This is a genomic window from Streptomyces sp. 142MFCol3.1, assembly GCF_000424945.1.
GTDB classification, from domain to species: domain Bacteria; phylum Actinomycetota; class Actinomycetes; order Streptomycetales; family Streptomycetaceae; genus Streptomyces; species Streptomyces siamensis.
Window position 1 is genome coordinate 64,888 of record NZ_AUKV01000032.1, and the last position, 24,233, is coordinate 89,120.

Here is a 24,233-nt window from a genome sequence, read left to right on the forward strand (position 1 = left end):
GACGACGGCTTCCGATGCTCCTTATCGCCGCATTTCACCAATCATGGTTGCAGGTAGTGACAGTGGGATAACTCAGTGCAAGGGTGCCGGGCATGACGACCAACGGGGGCTTCGAGCCCGTCTTCTGCACCATCGTGCCGCCCCACGTCCTCGACAAGCTCGCCCAGCACGAGGACCCCGCACTCGCCGGCCCCGCCCGCCAGACCCTGGAGCGCGACGCCTACGAGCGCACCCACCGCCGGCTGACCACGGTCATCGGCGCCCCGGCAGTCGCCCCGCCCGCGGAGGCGGAGGAGGACGGGCCGCACCGCACGATCTACGACGCCCGCCACCACCAGGACCTGCCCGGCAAGAAGGTGCGCGGCGAGAACGACAAGCCCGGCAAGGACGCCACGGTCAACCGCGCCTACGCCGGTCTGGGCGCGACCTTCGAGCTGTATCTGAAGGCGTACGGGCGCAACTCGATCGACGGCTCGGGCCTGCCGCTGGACGCGACGGTGCACTTCGACCGGGACTACAACAACGCCTTCTGGAACGGCGAGCAGATGGTCTTCGGCGACGGCGACGGCGAGATCTTCCTCGACTTCACCATCCCGGTCGACGTCATCGGGCACGAACTGACCCACGGCGTCACCCAGTACACCGCGAACCTGACCTACTTCGGCCAGCCGGGCGCCCTGAACGAGTCCATGTCGGACGTCTTCGGCTCGCTGATCAAGCAGTACACACTCGGCCAGAGCACCGCCGAGGCCGACTGGCTGATCGGTGCGGGCCTGCTCGCCCCGCGCGTCACCGGTACGGCCCTGCGCTCCATGAAGGAGCCGGGCACCGCGTACGACGACGACGTGCTCGGCAAGGACCCGCAGCCCGGCACCATGGACGGCTACGTCCGCACCGGTCGCGACAACGGCGGCGTCCACATCAACTCGGGCATCCCCAACCACGCCTTCTACCTGGTCGCCCAGGCACTCGGAGGCCACGCCTGGGAGCGGGCCGGGCAGATCTGGTACGACGTCCTCACCGGCGGGCAGCTCCAGTCCCAGGCGAGCTTCGCAGACTTCGCCGCGCTGACCGTCGCCCAGGCGCGCGAACGGTACGGGGAGGGCGAGGAGCTCCAGTCGGTGCTGAAGGCCTGGGAGCAGGTCGGGGTACCGGCCGCGTAGCCCCGGCGCGCGACTCGTACTAGACAGGACCCATGCGTATTCAGGTGAGGCGCACGGGCGGATTCGCGGGCATCGAGCGTCATGCCGAGGTGGACACCTCGGGACGGTCCGACGCCCACGAGTGGCAGACCCTGGCCGAGCAGGCGGTCGCCGCCGGCCGGGGCACGCCCCCCGTCGGCGTTCCGGACGGCTTCAGCTACCAGATCACCGTGGACGGGAAGACGGTGTACGCGGCCGATCCCCGCCTCACGGAGGAACAGCGGACGCTGATCTCCAGAGTGCTGAAGGAGGGCGCGTAGCCGACGGCCGCCGAGGGGGAGATGCGTCCGGGGCGCCGGCCGACGGCCCGTCCCGACGGCCGCCGGTCACGCCGTGACCGCGGCCTCTCCCCCCTGGGCGCCCGACGGGCGACAACCTTTTCCCGCCGCCCCGTTGACTTCCGTTACCGCCGGTACGGATGATCGCGCGCATGGCGACGAACCCCCTCCCGCAGTTCCCGCCCGGCTTCCTCTGGGGCGTGTCCACCTCGGCCCACCAGATCGAGGGGGCCGCCGAGGAGCGCGATCCCTCGGTGTGGGACGCCTTCACGGCCGAACCAGGGCGGATCAAGGACGGCTCGACCGCGGAGGTGGCCTGCGACCACTACCACCGCTACCCCGAGGACGTCGCGCTGCTGGCCGGTCTCGGCGTGGACGCGTACCGCTTCTCCGTCTCCTGGCCCCGGGTGAACTCCCCCGGCGGCCTCGACTTCTACGACCGCCTCGTCGACGAGCTGTGCGCGGCGGGCGTACGCCCCGTTCCCACCCTCTTCCACTGGGACCTGCCGCTGGAGCTGGACTGGCTGTCCCGGGACACGGCGGCGCGTTTCGCCGACCACGCCGCTGTCGTCGCCGAGCGCCTCGGTGACCGGGTGATGAAGTGGATCACCCTCAACGAACCGGCCGAACACACGCTGCTGGGCCACGCGCTCGGTGCGCACGCCCCCGGCAGGCGGCTGCTGTTCGACGCGCTGCCGGTGGCCCACCACCAGCTCCTGGCCCACGGCCTGGCCGTACGGGCGCTGCGCGCCGCCGGAGCCGGCGACATCGGGATCGCCAATTCGCACGGACCCACCTGGGCGGCGTCCCGGCGCGCCGAGGACGTGGAGGCCGCCGACTTCTACGACGTCCTCCTCAACCGGCTGTTCTCCGACCCGCTGCTCCTCGGCCGGTACCCGGAGGGCATCGGCGAGCTGCTGCCCGGCGACGTCGAGTCCGACCTGAAGGTGATCGCCGAACCCATGGACTGGTACGGCGTGAACTACTACCAGCCGACCAAGGTGGGTGCCCCCGAGGGCACGGAGATCGAGTTCAGCGGACTGACCCTGCCCGCCGACCTCCCCTTCTCCGTACGCGAACTGGAGGGCTACCCGGTCACCGACTTCGGCTGGCCGGTCGTCCCGGAGGCCCTCACCGAACTGCTGGTCGGCCTCCGCGAGCGCTACGGCGACCGGCTCCCGCCCGTCGTCATCACCGAGAACGGCTGCTCGTACGAGGGCATCGACGACCAGGAGCGGATCGCCTTCCTGGACGGTCATGTCCGTGCCCTGCACCGGGCGCTGGAACAGGGCGTCGACGTGCGCGGCTACTTCGTCTGGTCGCTGATGGACAACTTCGAGTGGGCCGAGGGCTACGCCCGGCGCTTCGGACTCGTCCACGTCGACTACGACACGCTGGAGCGGACCCCCAAGGCGTCGTACGCGTGGCTGCGGGACGCCCTGCGGGCGCAGGCGCGCAGATGACGGCCGCCGATCCCGTCGTGCCCGCGGAGGGCGGCGCACTCGCCGAGCCCGTCGAGCGGGTGGGGCGCGGCTGGACCGCGGCGCTCTCGCTCGCCAACGGCGCGATCTGGGTGGGCTGGTTCGGGCCGCTGCAGATCCTCCTGGCCTCCCAGGCGGAGGACTTCGCGCCCGGCACCGGCATGTCGAAGGAGACGGTGCTCGCCTGGGTCACGGGGGCGGGCGCGCTGATCTCGCTGGCCGCGAACCCGTTCTTCGGCGCACTCTCCGACCGTACGACCGCCCGCTGGGGCCGCCGTACGCCGTGGATCGTGGCCGGGGCGGCGGGCGGCGCGCTGTCCCTGCTGCTCCTGGCGGGCGCCGGCGGGGTGTGGACGATGGCGGCCGGCTGGTGCCTGGTCCAGCTGACGCTGAACGCCGCCTTCGCCGCGATCACGGCGGCGGTCCCGGACCGGGTCCCGCGGCTCCAGCGGGGTTCCGTGGGCGGCTGGCTGGGTGCCGCGCAGATCCTGGGCGTGGTCGGCGGGACAGGGCTCGCGGCGGCAGCGGGCGGCACGGGCGCGGGGTACGCGGCGTGCGCGGTGTTCACGCTGGCGGGCGTCCTGCCGTACGTCCTGCGGCACCCCGATCTGCGGCTGCCCGCGTCGGCCCGCGCGCCCTGGGCCTGGCGGTCCTTCCTCGCCTCCTTCCGGCTGAGCCCGCGCCGTCATCCGGATCTGGCGTGGGCCTGGCTGACCCGTTTCCTGATCAACCTGAGCAACGCGCTCGTCCTGCTCTATCTGCTGTACTACCTGCGCGACAGGCTGCACCACCACGACCCCGAGGAGGGCGTCCTCGTCCTCACGGCGGTCAACGCCGTCACCCTGCTCGCCACGGTCGTCGTGGGCGGGGTCTGGTCGGACCGGGTGGGACGCCGCAAGCCGTTCGTCGTCTGGTCGGGCGTCCTGATGGCGGTGGCCACGGCCGCCCTGGCCGGCTGGCAGACCTGGCCGGGGGCGATCGTCGCGTCGGCGGTGCTGGGCGTCGGCTTCGGCGTCTTCACCTCCGTCGACTTCGCCCTGATGACCGACGTGCTGCCCGAGGCGCTCGACCGCGGCAAGGACCTCGGCGTCATCAACATCGCCAACGCCCTCCCCCAGGTCGCGGCGCCCGCGCTGGCCGCGCCGATCGTGACCCATCTCGGCGGGTACCGGGTGCTGTACCTGGTGTCGGCGGCGATCGGGCTCGCCGGGGCGGTGCTGGTGCACAGGATCAGAGGGGTGGAGTGACGGCGCCCTGATCCGTGCGTGGTCCGGGGCTCGCGCGGTCCGGGGCAGTCCGACCGGGGCGAGGTGACACTGACGGCCGACACGGCCGGGACCCGCGACTCTGCGAGCGCGCCCTTCCTCGCCCTGCCGTGGCTCGTCGCGGCCGTGGTGGCGGCCGGGATCGCCCCGGCCGTCGTGGTGATCAGAGCGCGTCGGGACCGCGCTCGCCCGTCCGTACCCGCACGACCGTCTCCACCGGTACGGACCACACCTTTCCGTCGCCGATCTTCCCCGTCTGCGCGGCCTTCACGATCTCGTCGATGACGGCCTCCGCGTCGGCGTCCTCGACGACGACCTCGATCCGGACCTTGGGGACGAGGTCGATCCGGTACTCGGCCCCGCGGTACACCTCGGTGTGGCCGCGCTGCCGCCCGTATCCGCTGGCCTCGGTCACGGTCAGCCCGTGCACGCCGATTTCCTGGAGGGCGGTCTTGACCTCGTCGAGTCGGTACGGCTTGACGATCGCGGTGATGAGCTTCATGCCTGGGTCTTGGCCTTCTGGGCGGTGGGGACGGATGCGGAGACCGGGGCTCCGTGCCCCAGGACCCCGTGATCGTAGGCCGTCTCGGCGTGCACCGTAAGGTCCAGGCCGGTCCGCTCGTGCTCCTCGTCCGCCCGCAGGCCCATCAGCCGGTCGATCAGCTTGGCGAGGCCGTACGTGACCGCGAAGGCGTACGCCCCGACGGCCACCACGGCGACCAGCTGCCTGCCGAGCTGGCCGAGCCCGCCGCCGTACAGCAGCCCCTCGGTCCCGCCCGTCATCTCCTTGACGGCGAAGACGCCGATGAGCAGGGTGCCGACGATGCCGCCGACCAGGTGCACACCGACGACGTCCAGCGAGTCGTCGTAGTTCAGCTTGAACTTCCAGCCCACGGCGTACGAGCAGACGACACCGGCGGCGAGACCGACGACCAGCGCGCCGAGCAGCGACACGGTGCCGCACGACGGGGTGATCGCGACCAGGCCCGCGACCGCGCCGGACGCGGCTCCCAGGGTGGTCGGGTGGCCGTCGCGGCGCTGCTCCACGAAGAGCCAGCCGAGCAGCCCGGTGCAACCGGCGGCGAGGGTGTTGAGGAAGGCCGCGGCGGCCAGCCCGTTCGCGCCCATCGCGGATCCCGCGTTGAAGCCGAACCAGCCGAACCACAGCAGTCCGGCGCCCAGCATCACCATCGGCAGGTTGTGCGGGCGCATCGCGTCCTTCTTGAAGCCGAGGCGCGGGCCGAGGACCAGGCACAGGGCGAGACCGGAGGCGCCCGAGGTGATCTCGACGGGCAGCCCGCCCGCGAAGTCCAGCGCACCCAGCGCGTCCACGATCCAGCCGCCCGGACCCCACACCCAGTGGGCGACGGGAACGTATACGAGCAGCGCCCAGAGCGGCACGAACACCAGCCACGCGGAGAACTTCGCCCGGTCCGCGACCGCGCCGCTGATCAGCGCGGCCGTGATGATCGCGAAGGTGAGCTGGAAGGTGGCGAACAGCAGGGTCGGCACGGTGCCGTGGACACCGGCCGGGCCGATCCCGGCCATGCCCACGTGCCGCAGCCCTCCGACGAGCCCGCCGAAGGCGTCGTCCCCGAAGGCCAGGGAGTACCCGGCCGCCAGCCACACCACCGTCACCAGGGCGATCGACACGAAGCTCATCATCAGCATGTTGAGGACGCTCTTCGTGCGCACCATGCCGCCGTAGAACAGGGCGAGGCCGGGCGTCATCAGCAGGACCAGCGCGGTGGCGGCCAGCAGCCAGGCCGTGTCACCGGTGTCGACGGGTGGTTTACCAGCGGGAGCGGAGGCGAGGACCAGGGGCAGGGCGGTGGCCGGCGTCACGGTGTCTCCAACGGGGTGGGGGCTGCGTCAGAGAGTCGTCGGCGCTCGTTTCCGGACGCGCACGCCCAGGTTTCCGTCGTGTTTCGTGTTGCGCCGGGGTTTCCGGAACCTCACCGCGCACCACTCGGGCGCACGGCGTGCGGCGGGCGCCCGTGGATCAGGGACAATGGGCGCCATGAGCGTTCGTACCCCGTCATCCGAGCCGTCCGAGGCCACCCATCGCGCCGGCTTCGCCTGCTTCGTGGGCCGCCCCAACGCGGGCAAGTCCACCCTCACGAATGCTCTCGTCGGCAAGAAGGTGGCGATCACCGCCGACCAGCCGCAGACCACGCGGCACACGGTGCGCGGCATCGTGCACCGTCCCGACGCCCAGCTGATCCTGGTGGACACCCCCGGACTGCACAAGCCGCGCACCCTGCTCGGCGAGCGGCTCAACGACGTGGTCCGTACGACCTGGGCCGAGGTCGACGTGATCGGCTTCTGCCTCCCGGCCAACGAGAAGCTCGGCCCCGGCGACCGCTTCATCGCCAAGGAACTGGCGTCGATCAAGAAGACGCCGAAGATCGCCATCGTCACCAAGACCGACCTCGTGGACAGCAAGGCACTCGCCGAGCAGCTCATCGCGATCGACCAGCTCGGCAAGGAGCTCGGCTTCGAGTGGGCGGAGATCGTGCCGGTGTCGGCGGTCCGCGACAAGCAGGTCGACCTGCTCGCCGACCTGCTCGTCCCGCTGCTGCCCGAGGGCCCGGCCCTCTACCCCGACGGCGAGCTCACGGACGAGCCCGAGCAGGTCATGGTCGCCGAGCTGATCCGCGAGGCCGCGCTGGAGGGCGTCCGCGACGAGCTGCCGCACTCCATCGCCGTCGTCGTCGAGGAGATGCTCCCCCGCGAGGACCGGCCCGCCGACAGGCCGCTCCTCGACATCCACGCCTTCGTCTACATCGAGCGCCCCAGCCAGAAGGGCATCATCATCGGCCCCAAGGGCAAGCGCCTGAAGGAGGTCGGGATCAAGTCCCGCAAGCAGATCGAGGCACTGCTGGGCACCCCGGTCTTCCTCGACCTCCACGTGAAGGTGGCCAAGGACTGGCAACGCGACCCCCGCCAGCTCCGCAAACTGGGCTTCTGACCCGCACTCCCGGCCCGCCCGGCGCCCCTCGGGACCTGGGGCGCGCCTCAGCCCGTCCGACGCGTGAGGCCGAGGCCGTCCGGGCCGATGCGCTTCAGCCCGTCCGGCGCGTGAGGACGAGGCCGTCCGGGCCGATGCGGGGGTCCGGGGGCGGAGCCCCTCCGGGAACAAGGGACGGGCAGGGGCGGAGGGGGCGAAACCCCTCCGCCCACCGGACGCACCGGACCGGAGAGTCAGCCGGCGGCGACGACACCCCGTACGGCCCCGTCGGGCCCCGCGACCAGCACAGGCGTCCCGGGCCCCCCGAGGTCCAGAACCGCCGCACGGTCCTCCTCGGACACCCCCTCCGCGTCGGAGACGACCGCCGCCGCCTCCAGGGACTTCGCCCCCGACGCCACGGCCATGGCCACCGCGGTCCGCAGAGCACTCAGCCGCAGGGACGGCAGCTCCACGGTCCCGGCGACATACGTACGCCCCGTCTCGTCGCGCACGGCCGCCCCCTCGGGCACACCGTTGCGTGCCCGCGCGGAACGGGCCAGGGTCACGATCTTGCGGTCCTCGGGGTCGAGCGCGCTGCTGTCGGTCATGCCCTGAGCATACGAAGTGCCGACGCGGCACCCCGGCCAAGGGGGTCAGCCCGCCACCGGGTACATCGAGCCGCGCCGCCCCTCCGGCGAGGCCAGCCACTCCAGCTTGGCCGCGGTGTTCGCCTCCGGCAGCGGCGTGTGCAGCACGATCGTCAGGTCGGGCCGCGCCGGCACCTTCATGGCCGTCGACTCGACGGACAGCAGTCCCACCAGCGGATGGTCGAGCTCCTTGCGGATCTGCCCCGCGTCCTCGATGTCCCGCTCCTCCCACAGCCCGGCGAACTCGTCGCTGGCCTCCTTGAGCCGCGCCAGCAGCTCCTGGAAGCCCTCGTCGTCGGGCGCGGCCGCGCACGAGGCGCGGAACTGGGCGACGACGGTGCGCGCGTTGGTCTCCCAGGACCGGGACTGCCCGCGGTAGAGGGGGTCGGTGAAGAAGTCGACGATGCAGTTCTGCGTGTTCTCGGGGCGCATGCCGAGGACCATCGCGGCGGCGTCGTTGTACATCACGCAGTTGTAGTACGCGTCCATGATGTGCGCGGGGTACGGCATCCACGTGTCGATCAGCCGCCGCAGCCCGTCGCCCATGTCCCGGTTCCCGGGAGCCGTCTCGGGCGCGGGCGGGTTGAGCCCGGCCAGCACGTACAGATGGCGCCGCTCGGCGCCGCTGAGCAGCAGTACGCGGGCGACCGAGTCGAGGACCTGCGGGGAGACCGAGATGTCCCGTCCCTGTTCCAGCCACTGGTACCAGGAGGCCCCGACGCCCGCGAGCACGGCGACCTCTTCGCGGCGCAGCCCCGGGGTGCGCCGTCGCGAGCCGCCGTCCGGCAGACCGGCCTGCGCCGGGGACACCTTGGCCCGACGGCTCATCAGGAAGTCGCGCAGCTCCCGCCGTCGGTGACTCCTGAGCGCGTCCTCCGTCACGTTCGAATCCCCCTCTTGGTGACTGGTGGTGCGACCACCAGCATAAGTTCCCGCTCCCCACGCTTGTTCCGACCGCACGAGGCTCTTGGCCATGGCGATCGACACCACCGACCTCGAGTCCACTCCCGTACGCACCCCGCCGGGCGCGCGGCTCTCGGCCCGCGACAAACTCGTCCTCTTCGTGCTGTGCGCGGCCCAGTTCATGGTCGCGCTCGACTTCTCCGTCCTGAACGTGGCGCTGCCCGTGCTGGGCTCGGACCTGGGCATGAGCCGGTCCACCCTGCAGTGGGCGGTCACCGCCTTCGCTCTGCCGTCCGGCGGCTTCCTGCTGCTGTTCGGCCGCGTCGGCGACCTGTACGGGCGCCGCAGGCTCTTCCTGACCGGCCTCGGGCTCTTCGGTGCGGCCTCGGTGCTCGCGACCTGCGCCTGGGACCCGGCGTCCTTCCTGACGGCCCGCGCGCTGCAGGGTCTGGGCGCGGCGGCCATCGTGCCGACGGGCATGTCGCTGCTGACGACGACGTTCCCCGAGGGGCCGGCGCGCGACCGCGCCCTGGGCATCTCCGGCACGCTGCTGTCCCTCGGCTTCACGGTCGGCATGGTGGCGGGCGGCGTCCTGACCGACGCGCTGGGCTGGCGCTCCACGATGGGGCTGTTGGCGGTGTTCGCGCTGATCGTGCTGCCGCTGGCGCCGGGTCTGCTGCCCGAGTCCCGCACCCCGCACCGCCCGCGCCTGGACGTCCCCGGCGCGGTCACCGTCACCGCAGGCCTGCTGGCCCTGATCTACGCCCTCTCCACGGCCGCGGAGCGCGGCTTCGGCGGCGCCGACGTGCTCGTGTCGCTCGTGGCGGGCGTGCTGCTGCTCAGTGCCTTCGGGTACGTCGAGTCGCGCAGCGCGTCGCCGCTCGTCTCCCTGCCGATGCTGCGCCGCCGCACCGTGGCGTGGGGCAACCTGGCCGGTCTGGTCACCTTCTCGATGATGTCGACGGTGATCTTCGTCCTGACCCTGTACCTGCAGGAGACGCTCGGCCTGTCCGCCTTCGAGACGGGTCTGGTCTTCGGTGTGCAGGGTGTGCTGTCGGCGGTGGCGGGGGCGTACGCACCGAAGGTCATCGGCCGCGTCGGCGTCCGTCGCACGCTGGTGGGTTCACTGGCCGGGCAGGGTCTGTTCGTGGCGACGCTGGTGCTGCTGAACGCCCACACCTGGTCGGTCTGGCTCGCCACGGCCGCGGTCTCCCTTGCCAGCATGTGCCACCTGGGCGCGATCATCGCGTACGGCCTGACCGTCACGTCGGGGGTCCCGGACGAGGAGCAGGGCCTGGCCACCGGTCTGGTGACGTCCACTCAGCAGGTGGGACTCACGGTCGGCATCCCGCTCCTCGGCGTCCTGGCCACCACCTCGGGCGACCTGTTGACGGGGGTCCGCACGGTCCTCGCCCTGGACGCGGTGATCGTGCTGGCGGCGGCGGTACTGGTGAGCCTGGGGCTCGGCCGCCGCGCCTGATCGCAGCACGACGGCCCGCGCCGCGACGTCGGCGCGGGCCGTCACCGTCTCATCCGTCCGTCGTCCTGCGCCCGGAAGGCGGCAGGTGCGACAGGGAGCCGAGGAAGCCCTCCCACACGGCCGGCCCGAACGCGACGACAGGGCCACGCCCGTTCTTGGAGTCGCGCACGAGGACCGTCTCACCCGTCCACGCGATCTCCACGCAGTCGCCGTTCCCGCCGGTGCTCGCGCTGCTCTTGCGCCACGACCATGAGCCACCCACGCCGTCCCCTCCAACCTGGGTGTGGACCCGCAGCACCTCTTTCAGAATAGCGGCGCATCATACGGCGATGAGCGAGACAATTCTCGCCAACTTCCCTCCGTGAAACGGACTTTACTGATCCGCCCCGTCGAGCAGTGACACGAGGTCGTCCCGCCCCTCGTCCAGCCTGGACGCCAGCCGGCGCAACAGCGTGTCCACGTGCTCCTTGACACCCAGGTCCTCGAGCTCCCAGAAGCTCTCCAGGTAGCGGCCCGTCTCCTCGGGAGCACTGCTCAGGTAGGAGTCACCGCGCGGGTTCTCCAGATAGATCGAGTCCGGCATCTCGTCGGCGTCGAACTCGAAGTGGGTGAAGGGCCCTTGGATGCCCGGATGCGCACCGATGCTGAACGGCAGGATCTCGACGGTGATCCGCGGCCGGGTGGCGAGCTCGGCCAACTGCTCCAGCTGGGCGCGCATCACTCCGCGACTGCCGACCCGCCGCCGCACGACCGACTCGTCGATGACGAAGAACAGTTCGGGGCCCTCGTCGCCCAACAGCATCTCCTGGCGCGCGAGCCGGCCCTCGATGTAGCGGTCCACCAGCTCCTCGGAGGCCCCGCGGTTGTAGGCGCCCATGACGGCACGCGCGTACTCCTCCGTCTGCAACAGGCCGGGAACCACCAGTGGATTGAAGTTGCGGATGATCGACGCCGACGTCTCCATCGCCAGGAACTGGAGGAACTCCTTGGAGTAGATGTCCCGGAACTCCGAGAACGGCATCTTCCGGCTGCCCCGGGCCAGGTCCAGCAGTTCGTCGACCTTGCGCTGGCTGCTGATCTCGTAGACCGCGAGCAGCGGGCGCAGGTCGTTGACCGTGATGCCGACCTCGCCGGCCTCGATGCGGATCAGCTTGGAGGGACTCCACTCCATCTTCTCGGCCACCTGGCGCTGCGTCAGCCCTGTCTTCGTGCGGGCCTTGCGCAGTTCGGTGCGGAGCCGGATCCGCTGGATCGCCGGGCTCGGCGACTTCGCCTCACTCATGATCCCCCACCCCCATGAGGACCGAGCAAGTTGCGACATGGCGATTTCGATGGTTACACATCGGTACCTCTCCGAGAGAACGCACGCTCAGGACGCGACACAGATCACCACTGGTGGCGGGGGTCGCGCTGGAGCGCCAACTGCCGGGATGCTATGTCGCACATCGCAGCCAACGTATCGGACACACCGACCTGGAGTCAGCATCTAGGACTGTTCACCCGTCTGCGCGGAGGCTACATTGTCAGAGGGAACGTTGTCGCGCGGACGGCAACCGCCTCAACTCCGGTTCCATGAAGGGAGGTTCGACCAAGCGGTAGCGAGGTTGACGCCAACCTCCTTGAGAGCCGCCCGACTTCCTCCGACTCCCACCTGTGGATCACCGCGGTATCCACAAGGTATGTGGAGCCGCCGGGAAGGAGGAAAAGCCCCATGGCCACAGAGCCGGAGGGGCGCCGCAACACGTGGACCGACAGGGTGTCCCACATCGTCCCCTGGATGAGTCTCATCTTCCTGATCTACAAGATCATCGAAGAGGTGCTCCACCACGTGTGAGAGAAAACGGCCCCGGCCAAGAAGACCGGGGCCATGGAAGCGGACGCCAGCAGGAGCAGGTTCCACTCCGAGTGTGCTTGCTGGGCCTACACGGAGTGGGCCTGTCGAGAGCCCGCCGAACTCATTATTCTGCCGCGATTTTCCCGTCCTGGCGAGCCGTCGGAACCCGTCGGCCGAGGGGCGGGTTCACGCCCGGTCGAGCCGGAGCCGCTCGGCGCGCGGCAGTCCCGCGACCACCAGGTCGTACGAGTCCTCGATCAGCTCCCGCACCAGCCGGTCCGGGAGCGACCCGTCCGCGGTCACCGTGTTCCAGTGCCGCTTGTTCATGTGATAGCCGGGGACGACGAGCCCCGGGTGCTCCCCGCGCAGCCGTACCGCGTCCTCCGGGTCGCACTTCAGATTGACCGTCAGCGGAGCCGCGTCCAGGTTCGTCAGCGCGAAGAGCTTCCCCAGCACCTTGAAGACCGACGTCTGCGGGTTGAAGGGGAAGTCCTCGACGGTCGCGTTGAAGGACAGGCAGAACGCGCGCAGCTCCTGCGGGGTCACTCCGGCTTCTCCTCCTCGGCGGGCTCCACCGGGCCGACCGGCTCGACGAGCACCGTGACGATCTTGTTGCGGCGCCCCGCCGCGGCCTCGGCGGTCAGCCGCAGCTCCCGCCCGTCGGGCAGTTCGACCACCGACGAGGCCCCGGCGATCGGGACCCGCCCGAGCGCTTTGGCGAGCAGTCCGCCGACGGTCTCCACGTCCTCGTCGTCGTACGCCTCGTAGCCGTACAGCTCGCCGAGGTCGCCGATGTCGAGACGGGCGGTCACCCGGTAGCGGTCGTCGCCGAGCTCCTGCACGGGTGGCAGCTCGCGGTCGTACTCGTCGGTGATCTCGCCGACGATCTCCTCGAGGATGTCCTCGATGGTCACGATGCCGGCCGTGCCGCCGTACTCGTCGATCACGACGGCGACGTGGTTGCGCTCCTGCTGCATCTCGCGCAGCAGGTCGCCCGCGTTCTTGGTGTCGGGCACGAAAGTGGCGGGCCGCATCGCCGTGGAGACCAGCTCCGACTCCGCGTCCCGGCTGATGTGCGTCTTGCGGGCCAGGTCCTTCAGATACACGATGCCGACTATGTCGTCCTCGTTCTCCCCCGTGACCGGGATGCGCGAGAAACCGGAGCGCAGGGCGAGCGTGAGGGCCTGACGGATCGTCTTGTAGCGCTCGATGGCCACCAGGTCGGTCCGCGGGACCATCACCTCGCGCACCAGTGTGTCGCCCAGTTCGAAGACGGAGTGCACCATGCGGCGCTCCTCGTCCTCGATGAGCGACTCCTTCTCCGCGAGGTCGACCATCGCACGCAGCTCCGCCTCGGAGGCGAACGGGCCACGCCGGAATCCCTTGCCCGGCGTGAGCGCGTTGCCGATGAGGATGAGCAGCGGCGGGATCGGCCCCATGACCCGGGCCAGTGGGTGCAGGACGTACGAGGCGGCCGTCGCGGTGTTCAGCGGGTGCTGGCGGCCGATGGTGCGCGGGGACACGCCCACCGCGACGTACGACACGAGGACCATGACGCCGATGGCGACCGCGAGGGCCTGCCAGGTCTCGTCGAACTCCTTCAGGCACGCGTACGTGACGAGCGCGGCGGCGGCCATCTCGCAGGCGACACGGACCAGCAGCGCCACGTTCAGGTAGCGGGTGGGGTCGGCGGCGACCTGGGCGAGCTTGGCGCTGCCGCGCCGGCCCGACCGGACGGCCTCCTCGGCCCGGAAGCTGGAGATGCGCGCGAGGCCCGCCTCCGCGCAGGCGGCGAGCCAGGCGACGACGACCAGCGCGATGGCGCCGACGACGAGCTGTGGACTCATGACACGGTCGGGGCCGGGGACGGGCCGGTCAGGCCCTTCTCCGCACGCCACCCGTCCACGATGGCCGCCTGGAGGCCGAACATCTCGGCCTTCTCGTCCGCTTCCTCGTGGTCGTACCCCAGCAGGTGCAGCACTCCGTGGACGGTCAGGAGCTGGAGCTCCTCGTCCATGGAGTGCTGCGTCGGCGCCTCGCGGCCCTGCCGCTCGGCGACCTCGGGGCACAGCACGATGTCGCCGAGCAGGCCCTGCGGAGGCTCGTCGTCGTCCTTGGACGGCGGGCGCAGCTCGTCCATGGGGAAGGACATGACATCCGTGGGGCCGGGCAGGTCCATCCACTGGATGTGCAGCTGCTCCATGGCGTCGGTGTCCACGACGATCACCGAGAGCTCGGAGAGCGGGTGGATGCGCATCCGTGTGAGCGCGTAGCGGGCGATGTCGAGGATCGCCTGCTCGTCGACCTCGGTTCCGGACTCGTTGTTGACGTCGATCGACATGGTCGTGCTGGTCTACTTCCCCTTGTGGCCGGCTTTGCCGCGGCCCTTGTGGGAGCCGTTCTCGGTGCCGTTCTCGATGTCGTACTTCTCGTACGCGTCGACGATACGGCCGACCAGCTTGTGCCGTACGACATCGTGCGACGTGAGCCGCGAGAAGTGGACGTCCGCGACGCCTTCCAGGATGTCCTGGACCTGGCGCAGACCGGACTTCGTCCCGGTCGGGAGGTCCACCTGGGTCACGTCACCCGTGACCACGATCTTCGAGTCGAAGCCGAGGCGGGTGAGGAACATCTTCATCTGCTCGGCGCTCGTGTTCTGGGCCTCGTCCAGGATGATGAAGGCGTCGTTGAGCGTGCGGCCGCGCATGTAGGCCAGGGGCGCGACCTCGATGGTGCCCGCCGCCATGAGGCGGGGGATCGAGTCGGGGTCGAGCATGTCGTGCAGCGCGTCGTACAGCGGGCGCAGGTAGGGGTCGATCTTCTCGTAGAGCGTGCCGGGCAGGAAGCCGAGGCGCTCGCCCGCCTCCACCGCCGGGCGGGTCAGGATGATGCGGTTGACCTGCTTGGACTGCAGGGCCTGCACCGCCTTGGCCATGGCCAGGTACGTCTTTCCGGTACCGGCGGGGCCGATGCCGAAGACGATCGTGTGCTTGTCGATCGCGTCGACGTACCGCTTCTGGTTGAGCGTCTTGGGGCGGATGGTGCGGCCCCGCGAGGACAGGATGTTCTGCGTGAGCACCTCGGCCGGGGTCTCCTGGCCGTCGCCCTCCCCGTTCTCGCTCGCCCTGAGCATGGCGATCGAGCGTTCCACTGCGTCCTCCGTCATCGGCTGCCCCGTGCGGAGCACCAGCATCATCTCGTCGAACAGGCGCTGGACGAGGGCGACTTCACCGGCCTCGCCGACCGCACTGATCTCATTGCCCCGGACGTGGATGTCGGCCGCCGGGAAGGCCTTCTCGATCACGCGCAGGAGCGCGTCTCCGGAACCCAGCACGGTCACCATGGGGTGCTTGGCAGGGACGGTGAAGTGCGCTCGCGCCTGCTCCTGAGCGGAGCTGTGAGCTGTGGGTGTCTGAGTCATGGGCCGGCTCTGTAGGCCTGCGAATCCTCCTCGGTCGGCACGCTTGCCACACGGGCAGCCTTGCGGTTCCAAGGGTACGTCGCTGCACTGACAGAGCCGTAGGGCTTTTCCTCACCCCGCGCCGAGCACCCGCGCCCCGCGCACGACGGCGCACGCCGGGGGCGGGACGGTTCGGGACGCCCCGCCCGATCCCGGCGCGGATGTCACGCGGTGCGCCCGAAACCGATCGTCGGCACCGCCCGGCGCAGCGGCCACGGGCGCGTCACCTCCGGGAGCAGGCCCTCAAGGAACGCGTACCGGCTCAGCGCCGTGGGGTCCTGGGCGGCTACCGACTGGACCTTGCGCCACCAGGCCGCGATCTCGGACCAGCCCGGCGCCGACAGGGACCCGCCGAACTCCTGCACGGACAGGGCCGCGGTCAGCCCGGCGAAGGCGAGCCGGTCCGCGAGCGGCCAGGCGGCCAGCGTCCCCATGACGAAGCCGGCCACGAAGACGTCGCCGGCGCCCGTGGGGTCCAGGGCCTCCACCGCGATCGCCGGGACCTCGGCGGTCTCCCCGGTGCCGCCGTCCACGGCGTACGCGCCGTCCGAGCCCAGGGTGACCACGGCCAGCGGCACGTGATCCGTCAGCGCGCGCGCCGCCGCCCGCGGACAGTCCGCGCCGGTGTAGCGCATGGCCTCCTCGGCGTTCGGCAGGAACGCCTCGCAGTGCTCCAGGTCGGCGAGGCCGGCCAGGTCCCAGCGGCCGGTGTCGTCCCAGCCGACGTCCGCGAAGATCCGGGTGCCGCTCTTGGCCGCCTCCTCGATCCAGGGCGCGCGCGTGCCGGGCGTCAGCGAGGCGACCGCCGCACGCGCGCGGGGCGGGCAGTCCGGCGCCGGCTCCTCGGGCGTCGGCTCGTGCCCGTGGCTGACCATCGTGCGCTCGCCCTCGTACGCCATCGACACGGTGACCGGGGAGTGCCAGCCGGACACGGTGCGCGACAGGGAGAGGTCGATGCCTTCGCCCTGCTCCAGGGCGTCCCAGCAGTACTCCCCGTAGTGGTCGTCGCCGAACGCCGCGGCGAGGGACGTCCGCAGTCCCAGCCGGGCCAGCGCCGTCGCCATGTTCGCGACGCCGCCCGGGCTCGATCCCATGCCCCGCGCCCACGACTCCGTGCCGCGCACGGGGGCCGAGTCGAGCCCGGTGAAGATGATGTCCAGGAAGACCGTGCCCGTGAGGTAGACGTCCCAGGACGGATCCTGGGGGGTGCGCAGGCCGGCGAGCGGGTCGACATGGGCCTGGCAGAGCGGTCGCTCTCCGTCGGGCGTGATCACGGTGCGCTCCCTGAGATGGTGCGGATCAGGCCAGTGTGCACCAAGTCGGCCACGACACACCGTGGTCGTGCGGGGTCGGGTCGCGCCCCGGCCGCGCCGGACCGCGGACGGCGGGCCGGCCCGCCGGGCGGCGCGCATCCCGCCGCGAGGCGGAACGGCGGCCCGTGCCGGGCGGAGCGGCACCGCCCCCCGCGACGCCCCGCGAGGGGCGCCTGCGGCACCCTCTCCGGCGGAGCAAAACGCTTCGTGTACCCCACCCCTGCGGGGTCAAACGGAAAGTGCCGTAGATCACATCGTCCGACCTTCTTCGCACGCCCGGCCCCTTGATACAAATTGCCCGCGCGTTCCTGTCCGTCGACAGCCGCTCAACCCCCCTTCCGAGCCGCTCCTTTCGCATGCCCTGGGAACGCCCGTGTCCGCCCGCACCACCATGCCCTGGCCCCTCGTCGCCCTTTTCACGGCCGGGTACCTCGCCGCGTACCTGCTGCCGACCACCGTCGGCAGACTGGACGCGGGCCTCCCGCTCTCGGCCACCCAGGCCGGCGCCATCGGCAGCGCCCTGCTGCTGAGTTCGGCGACCGCCGGGTTCCTCCTGGCGTCCCGCGTGGACCGCTTCGGCCCCCGCAGACTCGCCCGCACCGGTCTGCTCCTCGCCGTCGCCGGCTACGGCACCGCCGCCCTGACGACCACCGTGCCCCTGGTCGTCACCGGCGCGGTCGTCGGCGGCTTCGGCTCCGGCGCGGCCACCACGGTCGCCGCGACCGGCATCGCCGCCCAGCGCGACCCCCACCGCACCACCACGACGGGCCTGTTCGGGGTCTCCGCCCTGGCCGGCGTGCTGTATCTGACGATCCCCCACCTGGGCCCGGCCCACGGCCCGCCCCTCGCCGCGATCGCCTGCACGGCGCTGCTCGTGCTGCCCGTGACCGGACGGCTGCCGGACCGCACCCGCGCCGCGCGGACCCCGCGCACCACGACGCCGCTCCCCCACCCGCGTTCCGGCCGGCTCCTCGCCGGCACGATGCTCTTCTGGTCCCTCGCCCAGAACTCCCTGTGGGGCGTCAGCGGCCGCATCGGGCTGACCCAGGCGGGGCTCACCGAGGTCACCGTCGGCGCGGTGTTCGCGACGGCGCTGGGCGCGGGTCTGCTGGGGGTGATCGGTGCGGGCGCGCTGGGCCCCCGGCTCGGCCTGGCCCTGCCCATCGGCGTCGGCACGGCACTGATCGCCGGGTGCATCGCGCTCAGCGCGGCGGCCACCGACCTCACGTCGTTCGCGGCGGGCGAGATCGCCTGGAACACGCTCTACCCGGTCGTCCTGTCGTACGTGATCGGCCTCGCCGCCTCCCTCGACCCGCGCGGCCGGTGGGCGGTCCTGGTCGGCTCCGCGTCCTCGCTCGGCACGGCGTGCGGCCCGCTCACCGGCAGCCTGCTCTCGGCCCGGGCCGGATACCCGGGCATGGGCACGGTCCTGGCGGTCGGGCTGCTCGTGATCGCCGTGCCGATGACCCTCGTGGCCGTCCGGCCGCGGCGCGGCGTCCCGGTCACCCCCGTCGTCGAGATCCCGCTGGAGACGGCTCCCGCCGAGCGGACGGCGTACGGCACGGCCGGGCCCCGGCCGGCCGCGGCAGCCACCGCACCGGGGCCCGGAACCGACTGACGGCTACCGCCCGAACTCGTACGCGTCGACCTCGGCGAGATAACGGGCCCGTCGCTCCTCGTCGTGGTCGAGGAAGGACGCCAGGAACGAGTTGCGCGCCAGCTCCCGCATCTGCTCCAGTTCCAGGCCGAGGGCGTCGCGGACCGCGTGGTAGTTGTCGGCCACGTAGCCGCCGAAGTAGGCGGGGTCGTCGGAGTTCACCGTGCACAGCAGGCCGGCGTCGAGCATGGCGCGCAGCGGGTGGTCCTCCAGGACGCGTACGGCCCGCAGCCGCACGTTCGACAGCGGGCACAGCGTCAGCGGCACCCGCTCCCGTACGAGCCGCTCCACCAGCCGCGGGTCCTCCATGCAGCGCAGCCCGTGGTCGACGCGCTCGACGCCGAGGACGTCGAGCGCCTCGGTGATGTACTCGGGCGGCCCCTCCTCGCCCGCGTGCGCGACGCGCCGCAGACCGAGCGCGGCGGCGGCCTCGTACACCTCTCGGAACTTGGCCGGCGGGTGTCCGACCTCGGCGGAGTCGAGCCCGACGCCGGTGATCCGGTCGAGGTGGGGCTTCGCGGCCTCCAGGGTCCGCAGGGCCGACTCGGCGGACTCGTCCCGCAGGAAGCACATGATCAGCTGGGTGGAGACCCCGTGCTTCTCCTCGCTGTGCGCCAGCGCCCGCCACAGCCCGTCGACGACCGTCCCCATCTCCACACCGCGGGCGAGGTGGGCCTGCGGGTCGAAGAAGATCTCCGCGTGCCGCACGCCCTGCGCGGCGGCGCGCTCCAGGTAGGCGTCCGCCAGGTCGGCGAAGTCCTCTTCGGTCCGCAGGACGGCCATGAGCTCGTAGTACAGGTTCAGGAACGACTGGAGATCGTCGAAGAGGTACGCCTTGCGCAGCTCCTCGGTGTCCTCGTAGGGCAGCGTGACGCCGTTGCGCGCGGCGAGCGCGAAGGCGAGCTCGGGTTCGAGAGTGCCTTCGATGTGGAGGTGCAGTTCAGCTTTGGGGAGGGGCATCGAAGCATCGTACGGGCGACGTCCCGACATAACGGAACCGAACGCGGCCCGCTGTCGTCCGCGTCGCCCGGGCCCGGCAGCGCACCGCCCGGCGCCCGGGCACCGGTGCTCCGAGCCGGCCGTCGCCACCGCCGCCTCGCGCCCTGCGCCGGCCGCCCGCCCGGGCACGGGCCGCCGCTACCGGCGCTTCGGCACCGGGACCCGCAGCAGGTCGTACGCCACCGTCAGATCGCCGTCGAAGCCCGCCGCGCGGGCCTGCCGCTCGAACTCGCCCGGATCGGAGTAGCGCTGGCTGAAGTGGGTCAGCACGAGATGCCGTACCCCGGCGTCCCTCGCCACCCGCGCCGCCTGGCCCGCCGTCAGATGCCCGTGGTCCTCGGCGAGCCGCTCGTCCTCGTCCAGGAAGGTCGACTCGATGACGAGCAGGTCGCACCCTTCGGCGAGGGCGCCGACGCCCTCGCACAGCCGGGTGTCCATGACGAACGCGAAGCGCTGCCCGCGCCGCACCTCGCTGACGTCGTCGAGGGTGACGCCGCGCAGCACGCCGTCCCGCTGGATGCGCCCGACGTCCGGCCCCTGGATCCCGTGCTCCGCGAGCCGCTCGGGCAGTATCCGCCGCCCGTCCGGCTCGACCAGCCGGTAGCCGAAGGACTCCACGGGGTGTGAGAGCCGGCGCGCCTCCAGGGTGTACGACGGCGTGGCCGCGAGGATCCCGTCGTCGTCGACCGGCGCCTGGGTCAGCGCCACCGTCTCGCGATAGGCCGTGGCGTGGCGCAGCCGGTCGAAGAACCGCTGCCCGGACGCCGGATAGTGCGCGGTCACCTCGTGCGGCACGCGGTCGAGATTGATGCGCTGGATCACCCCGGCGAGCCCGAGCGAGTGGTCCCCGTGGAAGTGGCTGACGCAGATCCGGTGCAGGTCGTGCGCGGCGACCCCGGCACGCAGCATCTGTCGCTGCGTGCCCTCGCCGGGGTCGAAGAGCAGCCCCTCGCCGTCCCACCGCAGCAGGTAGCCGTTGTGGTTGCGGTGTCGCGTCGGGACCTGGCTGGCGGTGCCCAGCACCACCAATTCACGTACGGACAAGGCCGGTTACCCCGGAGGCCACTGCATGCCGCGACCGCCCAGCACATGGGCGTGCGCGTGGAAGACGGTCTGTCCGGCGCCGCTGCCGGTGTTGAACACGACGCGGTAGCTCTCCAGCTTCTCCTCGCCCGCGACCTCGCCGGCCTCGCGCAGCAGGTCGGCGACGACGGTGGGCTCGGCGACCGCCAGCGCCGCGGCGTCCCGGTAGTGCACCTTGGGGATGACGAGGATGTGGGTGGGCGCCTGAGGGTTGATGTCACGGAACGCGACGGTGGTGTCGGTCTCCCGGACCAGGGTCGCCGGGATCTGTCCCGCGACGATCTTGCAGAACAAGCAGTCGTCCTGCGGCTCTCCCGCCATGCGTGTGCCTCCTTCACGCCGTTGATCGCTACGACGGCATCGTATCCACCGGAGCAATTCTTCAGCGCGACAACGGGGTCCGGGGCGACCGTCCGTGAGAACGGCCGCCCCGGATCCAAGTGCGTCAGTCCTCCGGCAGCGCCGGGGCGGTCTTGGCCGGGTTCTCCTCCAGGGCGGCGAGGGCGATCCGGATCGCCTCGTCGAGCTGGGTGTCACGTCCGGCGGCGTGGTCCTGCGGCGTCTGGACGACCTCGACGTCGGGGTCGACGCCGTGGTTCTCGACACCCCATTCGTAACCCTCCATCCAGAAGGCGTACTTGGGCTGGGTGACGAGCGTGCCGTCGACGAGCCGGTAGCGGCTGTCGATGCCGATCACACCGCCCCAGGTGCGGGTGCCGACCACCGGCCCGATACCGAGGGCCTTGATCGCCGCGTTGACGATGTCGCCGTCGGAGCCGGAGAACTCGTTCGCGACGGCGACGACCGGACCGCGGGGCGCGTCCTCCGGATAGCTGTACGGGCGCAGTCCGCGTGGCAGGTCCCAGCCGACGATCCGCCGCGCGAGCTTCTCCACGACCAGCTGGGAGGTGTGGCCGCCGCGGTTCTCACGGACGTCCACGACCAGCCCGTCCCTGGCCACCTCGACCCGCAGGTCGCGGTGGAGCTGGGCCCAGCCGGAGCCCACCATGTCCGGCACGTGCAGATAGCCGAGGCGGCCCCCGGACCGCTCGTGGACGTAGGCGCGCCGTTCGGCGACCCACGCGTGGTAGCGCAGCGGCTCCTCGTCGGCCAGCGGGATCACGACCGCGTGACGCGGATCGCCGCCGCCCGCGGGCGACACGGTCAGCTCCACCGGCTTGCCGGCCGTGCCGACGAGCAGCGGTCCGGGACCCGCCACCGGGTCCACCGGCTGCCCGCCGATCGCGACGATCGCGTCGCCGGCCCGCACCGCGACACCGGGCGCGGCGAGCGGCGCCCGGGCCTCGGGGTCGGACGTCTCGGAGGGCAGGATCCGGTCGATGCGCCAACTGCCGTCCTCATGGCGGGAGATGTCCGCGCCGAGCAGTCCCTGCGCCCGGTCGCCACCTCCTCCGCCGCCGGGGAGGACATAGGCGTGGGAAGTGCCGAGCTCGCCCTGCACCTCCCACAGCAGGTCCACGAGGTCGTCGTGCGTGGCGACGCGCTCCAGCACCGGCCGGTACCGGTCCAGGACGCCCGGCCAGTCGACCCCGGCCAGGTCGGGCCGCCAGAAGTTGTCCCGCATGAGGCGGCCCGTCTCGTCGTACATCTGCCGCCACTCGGCGGCCGGGTCGACGGTCTGCCGCACCCTCGACAGGTCGACGGTGATGTTCGAGTCGCTCTCGTCGTCGTTCGAGGCGCGCCGGTCGCTGGGGACGACCTTGAGTCTTCCGTCGGTCCACAGCAGGACCCGCTTGCCGTCGCCGCTGACGGCGAAGTGGTCGGCGTCGGCGGCGAGGTGCTCGATGCGCTGCTGGGCGAGGTCGTACCGCTCCAGTTCGCTCTTCGGGTCCGGGGCGTCCGGAGTGGCACGGGAGGCACCGAGCACACCGCGCACCGGGTGGCGCAGCCACAGCACCCCGTCCTTGGCGGCGCGCAGCGTCGAGTAGCGGGCGGCCTCGACGGGGAACGCCACGATCCGGTCGGCGAGACCGTCGAGGTCGATACGGGTCGTCGGCGCGCCCTCGCTGTCGGGGGTCTCGTCCTTGTCGGGCGCTTCGAAGGGACGGCCGTGGCGCTGCGGCCCGAAGGGCGACGGCGTGGTCGCGGCCAGGGTGATCAGGTAGGGCCGTGATCCGCCGACGAACGCGAGGTCGAAGACGTGCTCGTCGTAGACGGGATCGAAGGAGCGGGCCGACAGGAAGGCGAGGTGCTTGCCGTCGAGGGTGAACGCCGGCGCGTAGTCCCGGAAGCGGAGCGGGGTCGCCTCGGTCACCGCCAGGTCGGCGGTGTTGGCGAGCCTCAGCTGCCGCAGCGGGCGCGGCCCGGGGTGCGACCAGGCGAGCCACGCCGAGTCGGGCGAGAAGACCAGCCCGGTGGCCTCGCCGTCCTCACTGCGGTCGAGTTCGCGGACCTCGCCGCTGTCGCGCTCGACGAGCAGGACCCGCCCGTCGTGCGAGGCGACGGCGGCGCGGCTGCCGTCGGGAGCCATCGCGAGTCCGAGGACGCGCCCGAGCTGTCCGGCGGCGAGCCGCCGCGGGGTCGCTCCGGGGGCGACGCCGGTGGCGGGGGCGAACTCCAGCGCGTCGTCGCCCTCGGCGTCGGTGACCCACACGACGTGTTCCTCGCCGTCGGCGCGGAAGGAGCGGGGCAGCCGGGCGCGCACGCCCTGTCCGGCGGCGAGCGTGCGGGCCGGGCCCGAGCGGTGCGTGACCCAGTGCACGGCGCCACGCACCAAGATCGCGCTGCCGCGTCCGGTGTGGTCGGGTGTGGCGGACGAGAACCAGCGGGAGGCCCTGACGGGGTGCGGCTGGAGGTCGGCGCGCTGGCCGCCCAGCCGGATGTCCAGCCGGCGCGGCTCGGCGCCGTCGAGGTCGTCGAGGAGCCAGAGCTCACCGGCGGACGCGTACACGACCCGGGAGCCGTCGCTCGCCGCCTGCCGGGCGTAGAAGCCGTCGACGGACGTGTGCCGGCGCAGGTCCGAGCCGTCGGCGAGGGAGGAGTACAGCGCCCCCACGCCCTCGTGGTCGGACAGGAAGGCGATGCGCTCCCCCACCCAGAGGGGATATTCGAGATTCCCGTCGAGGTCCTCGTGCAGGCGGACGAACTCGCCGTCGCCCGCCCGGTCGATCCACAGCTTGCCCGCCGTGCCGCCGCGGTACCGCTTCCACCAGGCGGCCTCGCGGCCCATCGGCGCGGACAGCAGCACGGTGCCCGGGCCGCCCTGGGCGACCTCGCCGACCGGGCCGTACGGAAGGACCGCCCCCGGACCGCCGTCGAGCGGGACCGACCGCGCCCAGCTGCGGCGCAGGCTCTCCCGGCCCTGCGTGCTGAGCGCGAGCACCTGCCCGCCGGTGGTCCAGCCGCGCACCTGGGTCTTGGGGCTGCCCCAGTAGGTGAGCCGCTTGGACGGGCCGCCGGCCAGGGGCGCGGCGTGCACCTCGGGCGCCCCGTCGCGGGTCGACGTCCAGGCGACGGTCGTGCCGTCCGGGGAGATGCGCGGATGGTTCACCGGCACGTTGTCGGCACTGACCCGCCAGGCCCGGCCCCCGCCGTCGAGCGGGGCGGCCCAGACGTCGTCCTCGGCCGTGAAGACGACCAAGTCGCCGTGCAGGTGCGGGAAGCGGAGATACGCGGAGGCTGCGGGCTCTGTCACCCGATCACCCTATGCAGCCGGGGCGC

General features: G+C 71.9%; 23 protein-coding genes. 8 read left to right on the plus strand and 15 right to left on the minus strand.

All coding sequences use genetic code 11. The features are described from left to right. Positions 1 to 92: 92 nt before the first annotated feature. From H305_RS0135310 to H305_RS0135325, 4 genes are all read left to right on the plus strand, one after another. Positions 93 to 1,163 (plus strand): M4 family metallopeptidase, encoded by a 1,071-nt coding sequence (locus H305_RS0135310; RefSeq protein ID WP_028804600.1) that lies wholly within the window; start codon positions 93 to 95, stop codon positions 1,161 to 1,163. Positions 1,164 to 1,195: 32 nt separating this feature from the next. Next, positions 1,196 to 1,462, plus strand: a complete 267-nt coding sequence (locus H305_RS0135315; protein ID WP_028804601.1) for a protealysin inhibitor emfourin — start codon at positions 1,196 to 1,198, stop codon at positions 1,460 to 1,462. Positions 1,463 to 1,620: 158 nt separating this feature from the next. Continuing rightward, positions 1,621 to 2,943, plus strand: a complete 1,323-nt coding sequence (locus H305_RS0135320) for a GH1 family beta-glucosidase (RefSeq protein ID WP_028804602.1) — start codon at positions 1,621 to 1,623, stop codon at positions 2,941 to 2,943. Then, positions 2,940 to 4,208 (plus strand): MFS transporter, encoded by a 1,269-nt coding sequence (locus tag H305_RS0135325; RefSeq protein WP_051371294.1) that lies wholly within the window; start codon positions 2,940 to 2,942, stop codon positions 4,206 to 4,208. Before H305_RS0135320 ends, H305_RS0135325 begins: the two co-directional genes overlap by 4 nt. A 181-nt stretch (positions 4,209 to 4,389) precedes the next feature. On the opposite strand, the gene H305_RS0135330 is transcribed toward H305_RS0135325, so the two are convergent. Both H305_RS0135330 and H305_RS0135335 read right to left on the minus strand, forming a co-directional pair. Next, the gene (locus tag H305_RS0135330; protein ID WP_028804604.1) at positions 4,390 to 4,728 is read right to left on the minus strand and encodes a P-II family nitrogen regulator; all 339 of its coding nucleotides are present in this window, start codon (positions 4,726 to 4,728) and stop codon (positions 4,390 to 4,392) included. Further along, on the minus strand, positions 4,725 to 6,071 hold the full coding sequence (locus H305_RS0135335) for an ammonium transporter (protein ID WP_037766344.1): 1,347 nt from the start codon (positions 6,069 to 6,071) through the stop codon (positions 4,725 to 4,727). The genes H305_RS0135330 and H305_RS0135335 overlap by 4 nt, the downstream gene beginning before the upstream one ends. A 166-nt stretch (positions 6,072 to 6,237) precedes the next feature. Here H305_RS0135335 and era point away from each other — a divergent pair, with 166 nt between their 5' ends. Next, positions 6,238 to 7,197, plus strand: coding sequence for a GTPase Era (gene era / locus H305_RS0135340; RefSeq protein ID WP_028804606.1), 960 nt, complete (start codon positions 6,238 to 6,240; stop codon positions 7,195 to 7,197). A 233-nt stretch (positions 7,198 to 7,430) separates the two neighbouring features. Here era and H305_RS0135345 read toward each other — a convergent pair whose 3' ends face one another. Both H305_RS0135345 and H305_RS0135350 read right to left on the minus strand, forming a co-directional pair. Then, positions 7,431 to 7,784, minus strand: coding sequence for a cytidine deaminase (locus H305_RS0135345; RefSeq protein WP_028804607.1), 354 nt, complete (start codon positions 7,782 to 7,784; stop codon positions 7,431 to 7,433). A gap of 45 nt (positions 7,785 to 7,829) precedes the next feature. Next, positions 7,830 to 8,651: a helix-turn-helix transcriptional regulator gene (locus H305_RS0135350; protein ID WP_420708183.1), complete on the minus strand. Its 822-nt coding sequence runs from the start codon at positions 8,649 to 8,651 to the stop codon at positions 7,830 to 7,832. A gap of 145 nt (positions 8,652 to 8,796) precedes the next feature. Between H305_RS0135350 and H305_RS0135355 the strand changes: the two genes are divergently transcribed. After that, on the plus strand, positions 8,797 to 10,206 hold the full coding sequence (locus H305_RS0135355) for an MFS transporter (protein ID WP_028804609.1): 1,410 nt from the start codon (positions 8,797 to 8,799) through the stop codon (positions 10,204 to 10,206). Between the two features lie 49 nt (positions 10,207 to 10,255). On the opposite strand, the gene H305_RS47980 is transcribed toward H305_RS0135355, so the two are convergent. Together H305_RS47980 and H305_RS0135365 are read right to left on the minus strand one after the other, a co-directional pair. Continuing rightward, positions 10,256 to 10,468, minus strand: a complete 213-nt coding sequence (locus H305_RS47980) for a DUF397 domain-containing protein (protein ID WP_037766350.1) — start codon at positions 10,466 to 10,468, stop codon at positions 10,256 to 10,258. Between the two features lie 111 nt (positions 10,469 to 10,579). Continuing rightward, the gene (locus H305_RS0135365; protein WP_037766351.1) at positions 10,580 to 11,488 is read right to left on the minus strand and encodes a helix-turn-helix domain-containing protein; all 909 of its coding nucleotides are present in this window, start codon (positions 11,486 to 11,488) and stop codon (positions 10,580 to 10,582) included. 429 nt (positions 11,489 to 11,917) lie between these two features. Here H305_RS0135365 and H305_RS55870 point away from each other — a divergent pair, with 429 nt between their 5' ends. Continuing rightward, positions 11,918 to 12,040: a hypothetical protein gene (locus tag H305_RS55870; protein ID WP_257004723.1), complete on the plus strand. Its 123-nt coding sequence runs from the start codon at positions 11,918 to 11,920 to the stop codon at positions 12,038 to 12,040. A gap of 186 nt (positions 12,041 to 12,226) precedes the next feature. Here H305_RS55870 and H305_RS0135375 read toward each other — a convergent pair whose 3' ends face one another. The 5 genes from H305_RS0135375 to H305_RS0135395 all read right to left on the minus strand — a co-directional run bounded on the left by H305_RS0135375 (position 12,227) and on the right by H305_RS0135395 (position 16,774). Then, positions 12,227 to 12,586, minus strand: coding sequence for an MmcQ/YjbR family DNA-binding protein (locus H305_RS0135375; protein ID WP_028804611.1), 360 nt, complete (start codon positions 12,584 to 12,586; stop codon positions 12,227 to 12,229). Beyond that, on the minus strand, positions 12,583 to 13,887 hold the full coding sequence (locus H305_RS0135380) for a hemolysin family protein (protein WP_028804612.1): 1,305 nt from the start codon (positions 13,885 to 13,887) through the stop codon (positions 12,583 to 12,585). Before H305_RS0135380 ends, H305_RS0135375 begins: the two co-directional genes overlap by 4 nt. Continuing rightward, the gene (gene ybeY, locus H305_RS0135385; protein ID WP_028804613.1) at positions 13,884 to 14,381 is read right to left on the minus strand and encodes an rRNA maturation RNase YbeY; all 498 of its coding nucleotides are present in this window, start codon (positions 14,379 to 14,381) and stop codon (positions 13,884 to 13,886) included. Before ybeY ends, H305_RS0135380 begins: the two co-directional genes overlap by 4 nt. Positions 14,382 to 14,393: 12 nt before the next feature. Next, positions 14,394 to 15,461, minus strand: a complete 1,068-nt coding sequence (locus H305_RS0135390; RefSeq protein ID WP_028804614.1) for a PhoH family protein — start codon at positions 15,459 to 15,461, stop codon at positions 14,394 to 14,396. Between the two features lie 203 nt (positions 15,462 to 15,664). Continuing rightward, on the minus strand, positions 15,665 to 16,774 hold the full coding sequence (locus H305_RS0135395; protein WP_028804615.1) for a carbohydrate kinase family protein: 1,110 nt from the start codon (positions 16,772 to 16,774) through the stop codon (positions 15,665 to 15,667). A gap of 412 nt (positions 16,775 to 17,186) precedes the next feature. Between H305_RS0135395 and H305_RS0135400 the strand changes: the two genes are divergently transcribed. After that, positions 17,187 to 18,431, plus strand: coding sequence for an MFS transporter (locus H305_RS0135400; protein WP_028804616.1), 1,245 nt, complete (start codon positions 17,187 to 17,189; stop codon positions 18,429 to 18,431). 3 nt (positions 18,432 to 18,434) lie between these two features. On the opposite strand, the gene H305_RS0135405 is transcribed toward H305_RS0135400, so the two are convergent. The 4 genes from H305_RS0135405 to H305_RS0135420 form a co-directional block, all read right to left on the minus strand. Next, positions 18,435 to 19,430 carry an adenosine deaminase gene (locus H305_RS0135405; RefSeq protein ID WP_028804617.1) on the minus strand — a complete coding sequence of 332 codons (996 nt, stop codon included), beginning with the start codon at positions 19,428 to 19,430 and terminating at the stop codon, positions 18,435 to 18,437. Positions 19,431 to 19,607: 177 nt separating this feature from the next. Beyond that, complete coding sequence (locus H305_RS0135410) at positions 19,608 to 20,513, minus strand: ribonuclease Z (protein ID WP_028804618.1); 906 nt, start codon at positions 20,511 to 20,513, stop codon at positions 19,608 to 19,610. A 6-nt stretch (positions 20,514 to 20,519) separates the two neighbouring features. Then, a complete protein-coding gene (locus H305_RS0135415; protein ID WP_028804619.1) occupies positions 20,520 to 20,873 on the minus strand; it encodes a histidine triad nucleotide-binding protein in 354 nt (117 codons plus the stop codon). 124 nt (positions 20,874 to 20,997) lie between these two features. Continuing rightward, positions 20,998 to 24,207: a S41 family peptidase gene (locus H305_RS0135420; RefSeq protein WP_028804620.1), complete on the minus strand. Its 3,210-nt coding sequence runs from the start codon at positions 24,205 to 24,207 to the stop codon at positions 20,998 to 21,000. Positions 24,208 to 24,233: the final 26 nt, after the last annotated feature.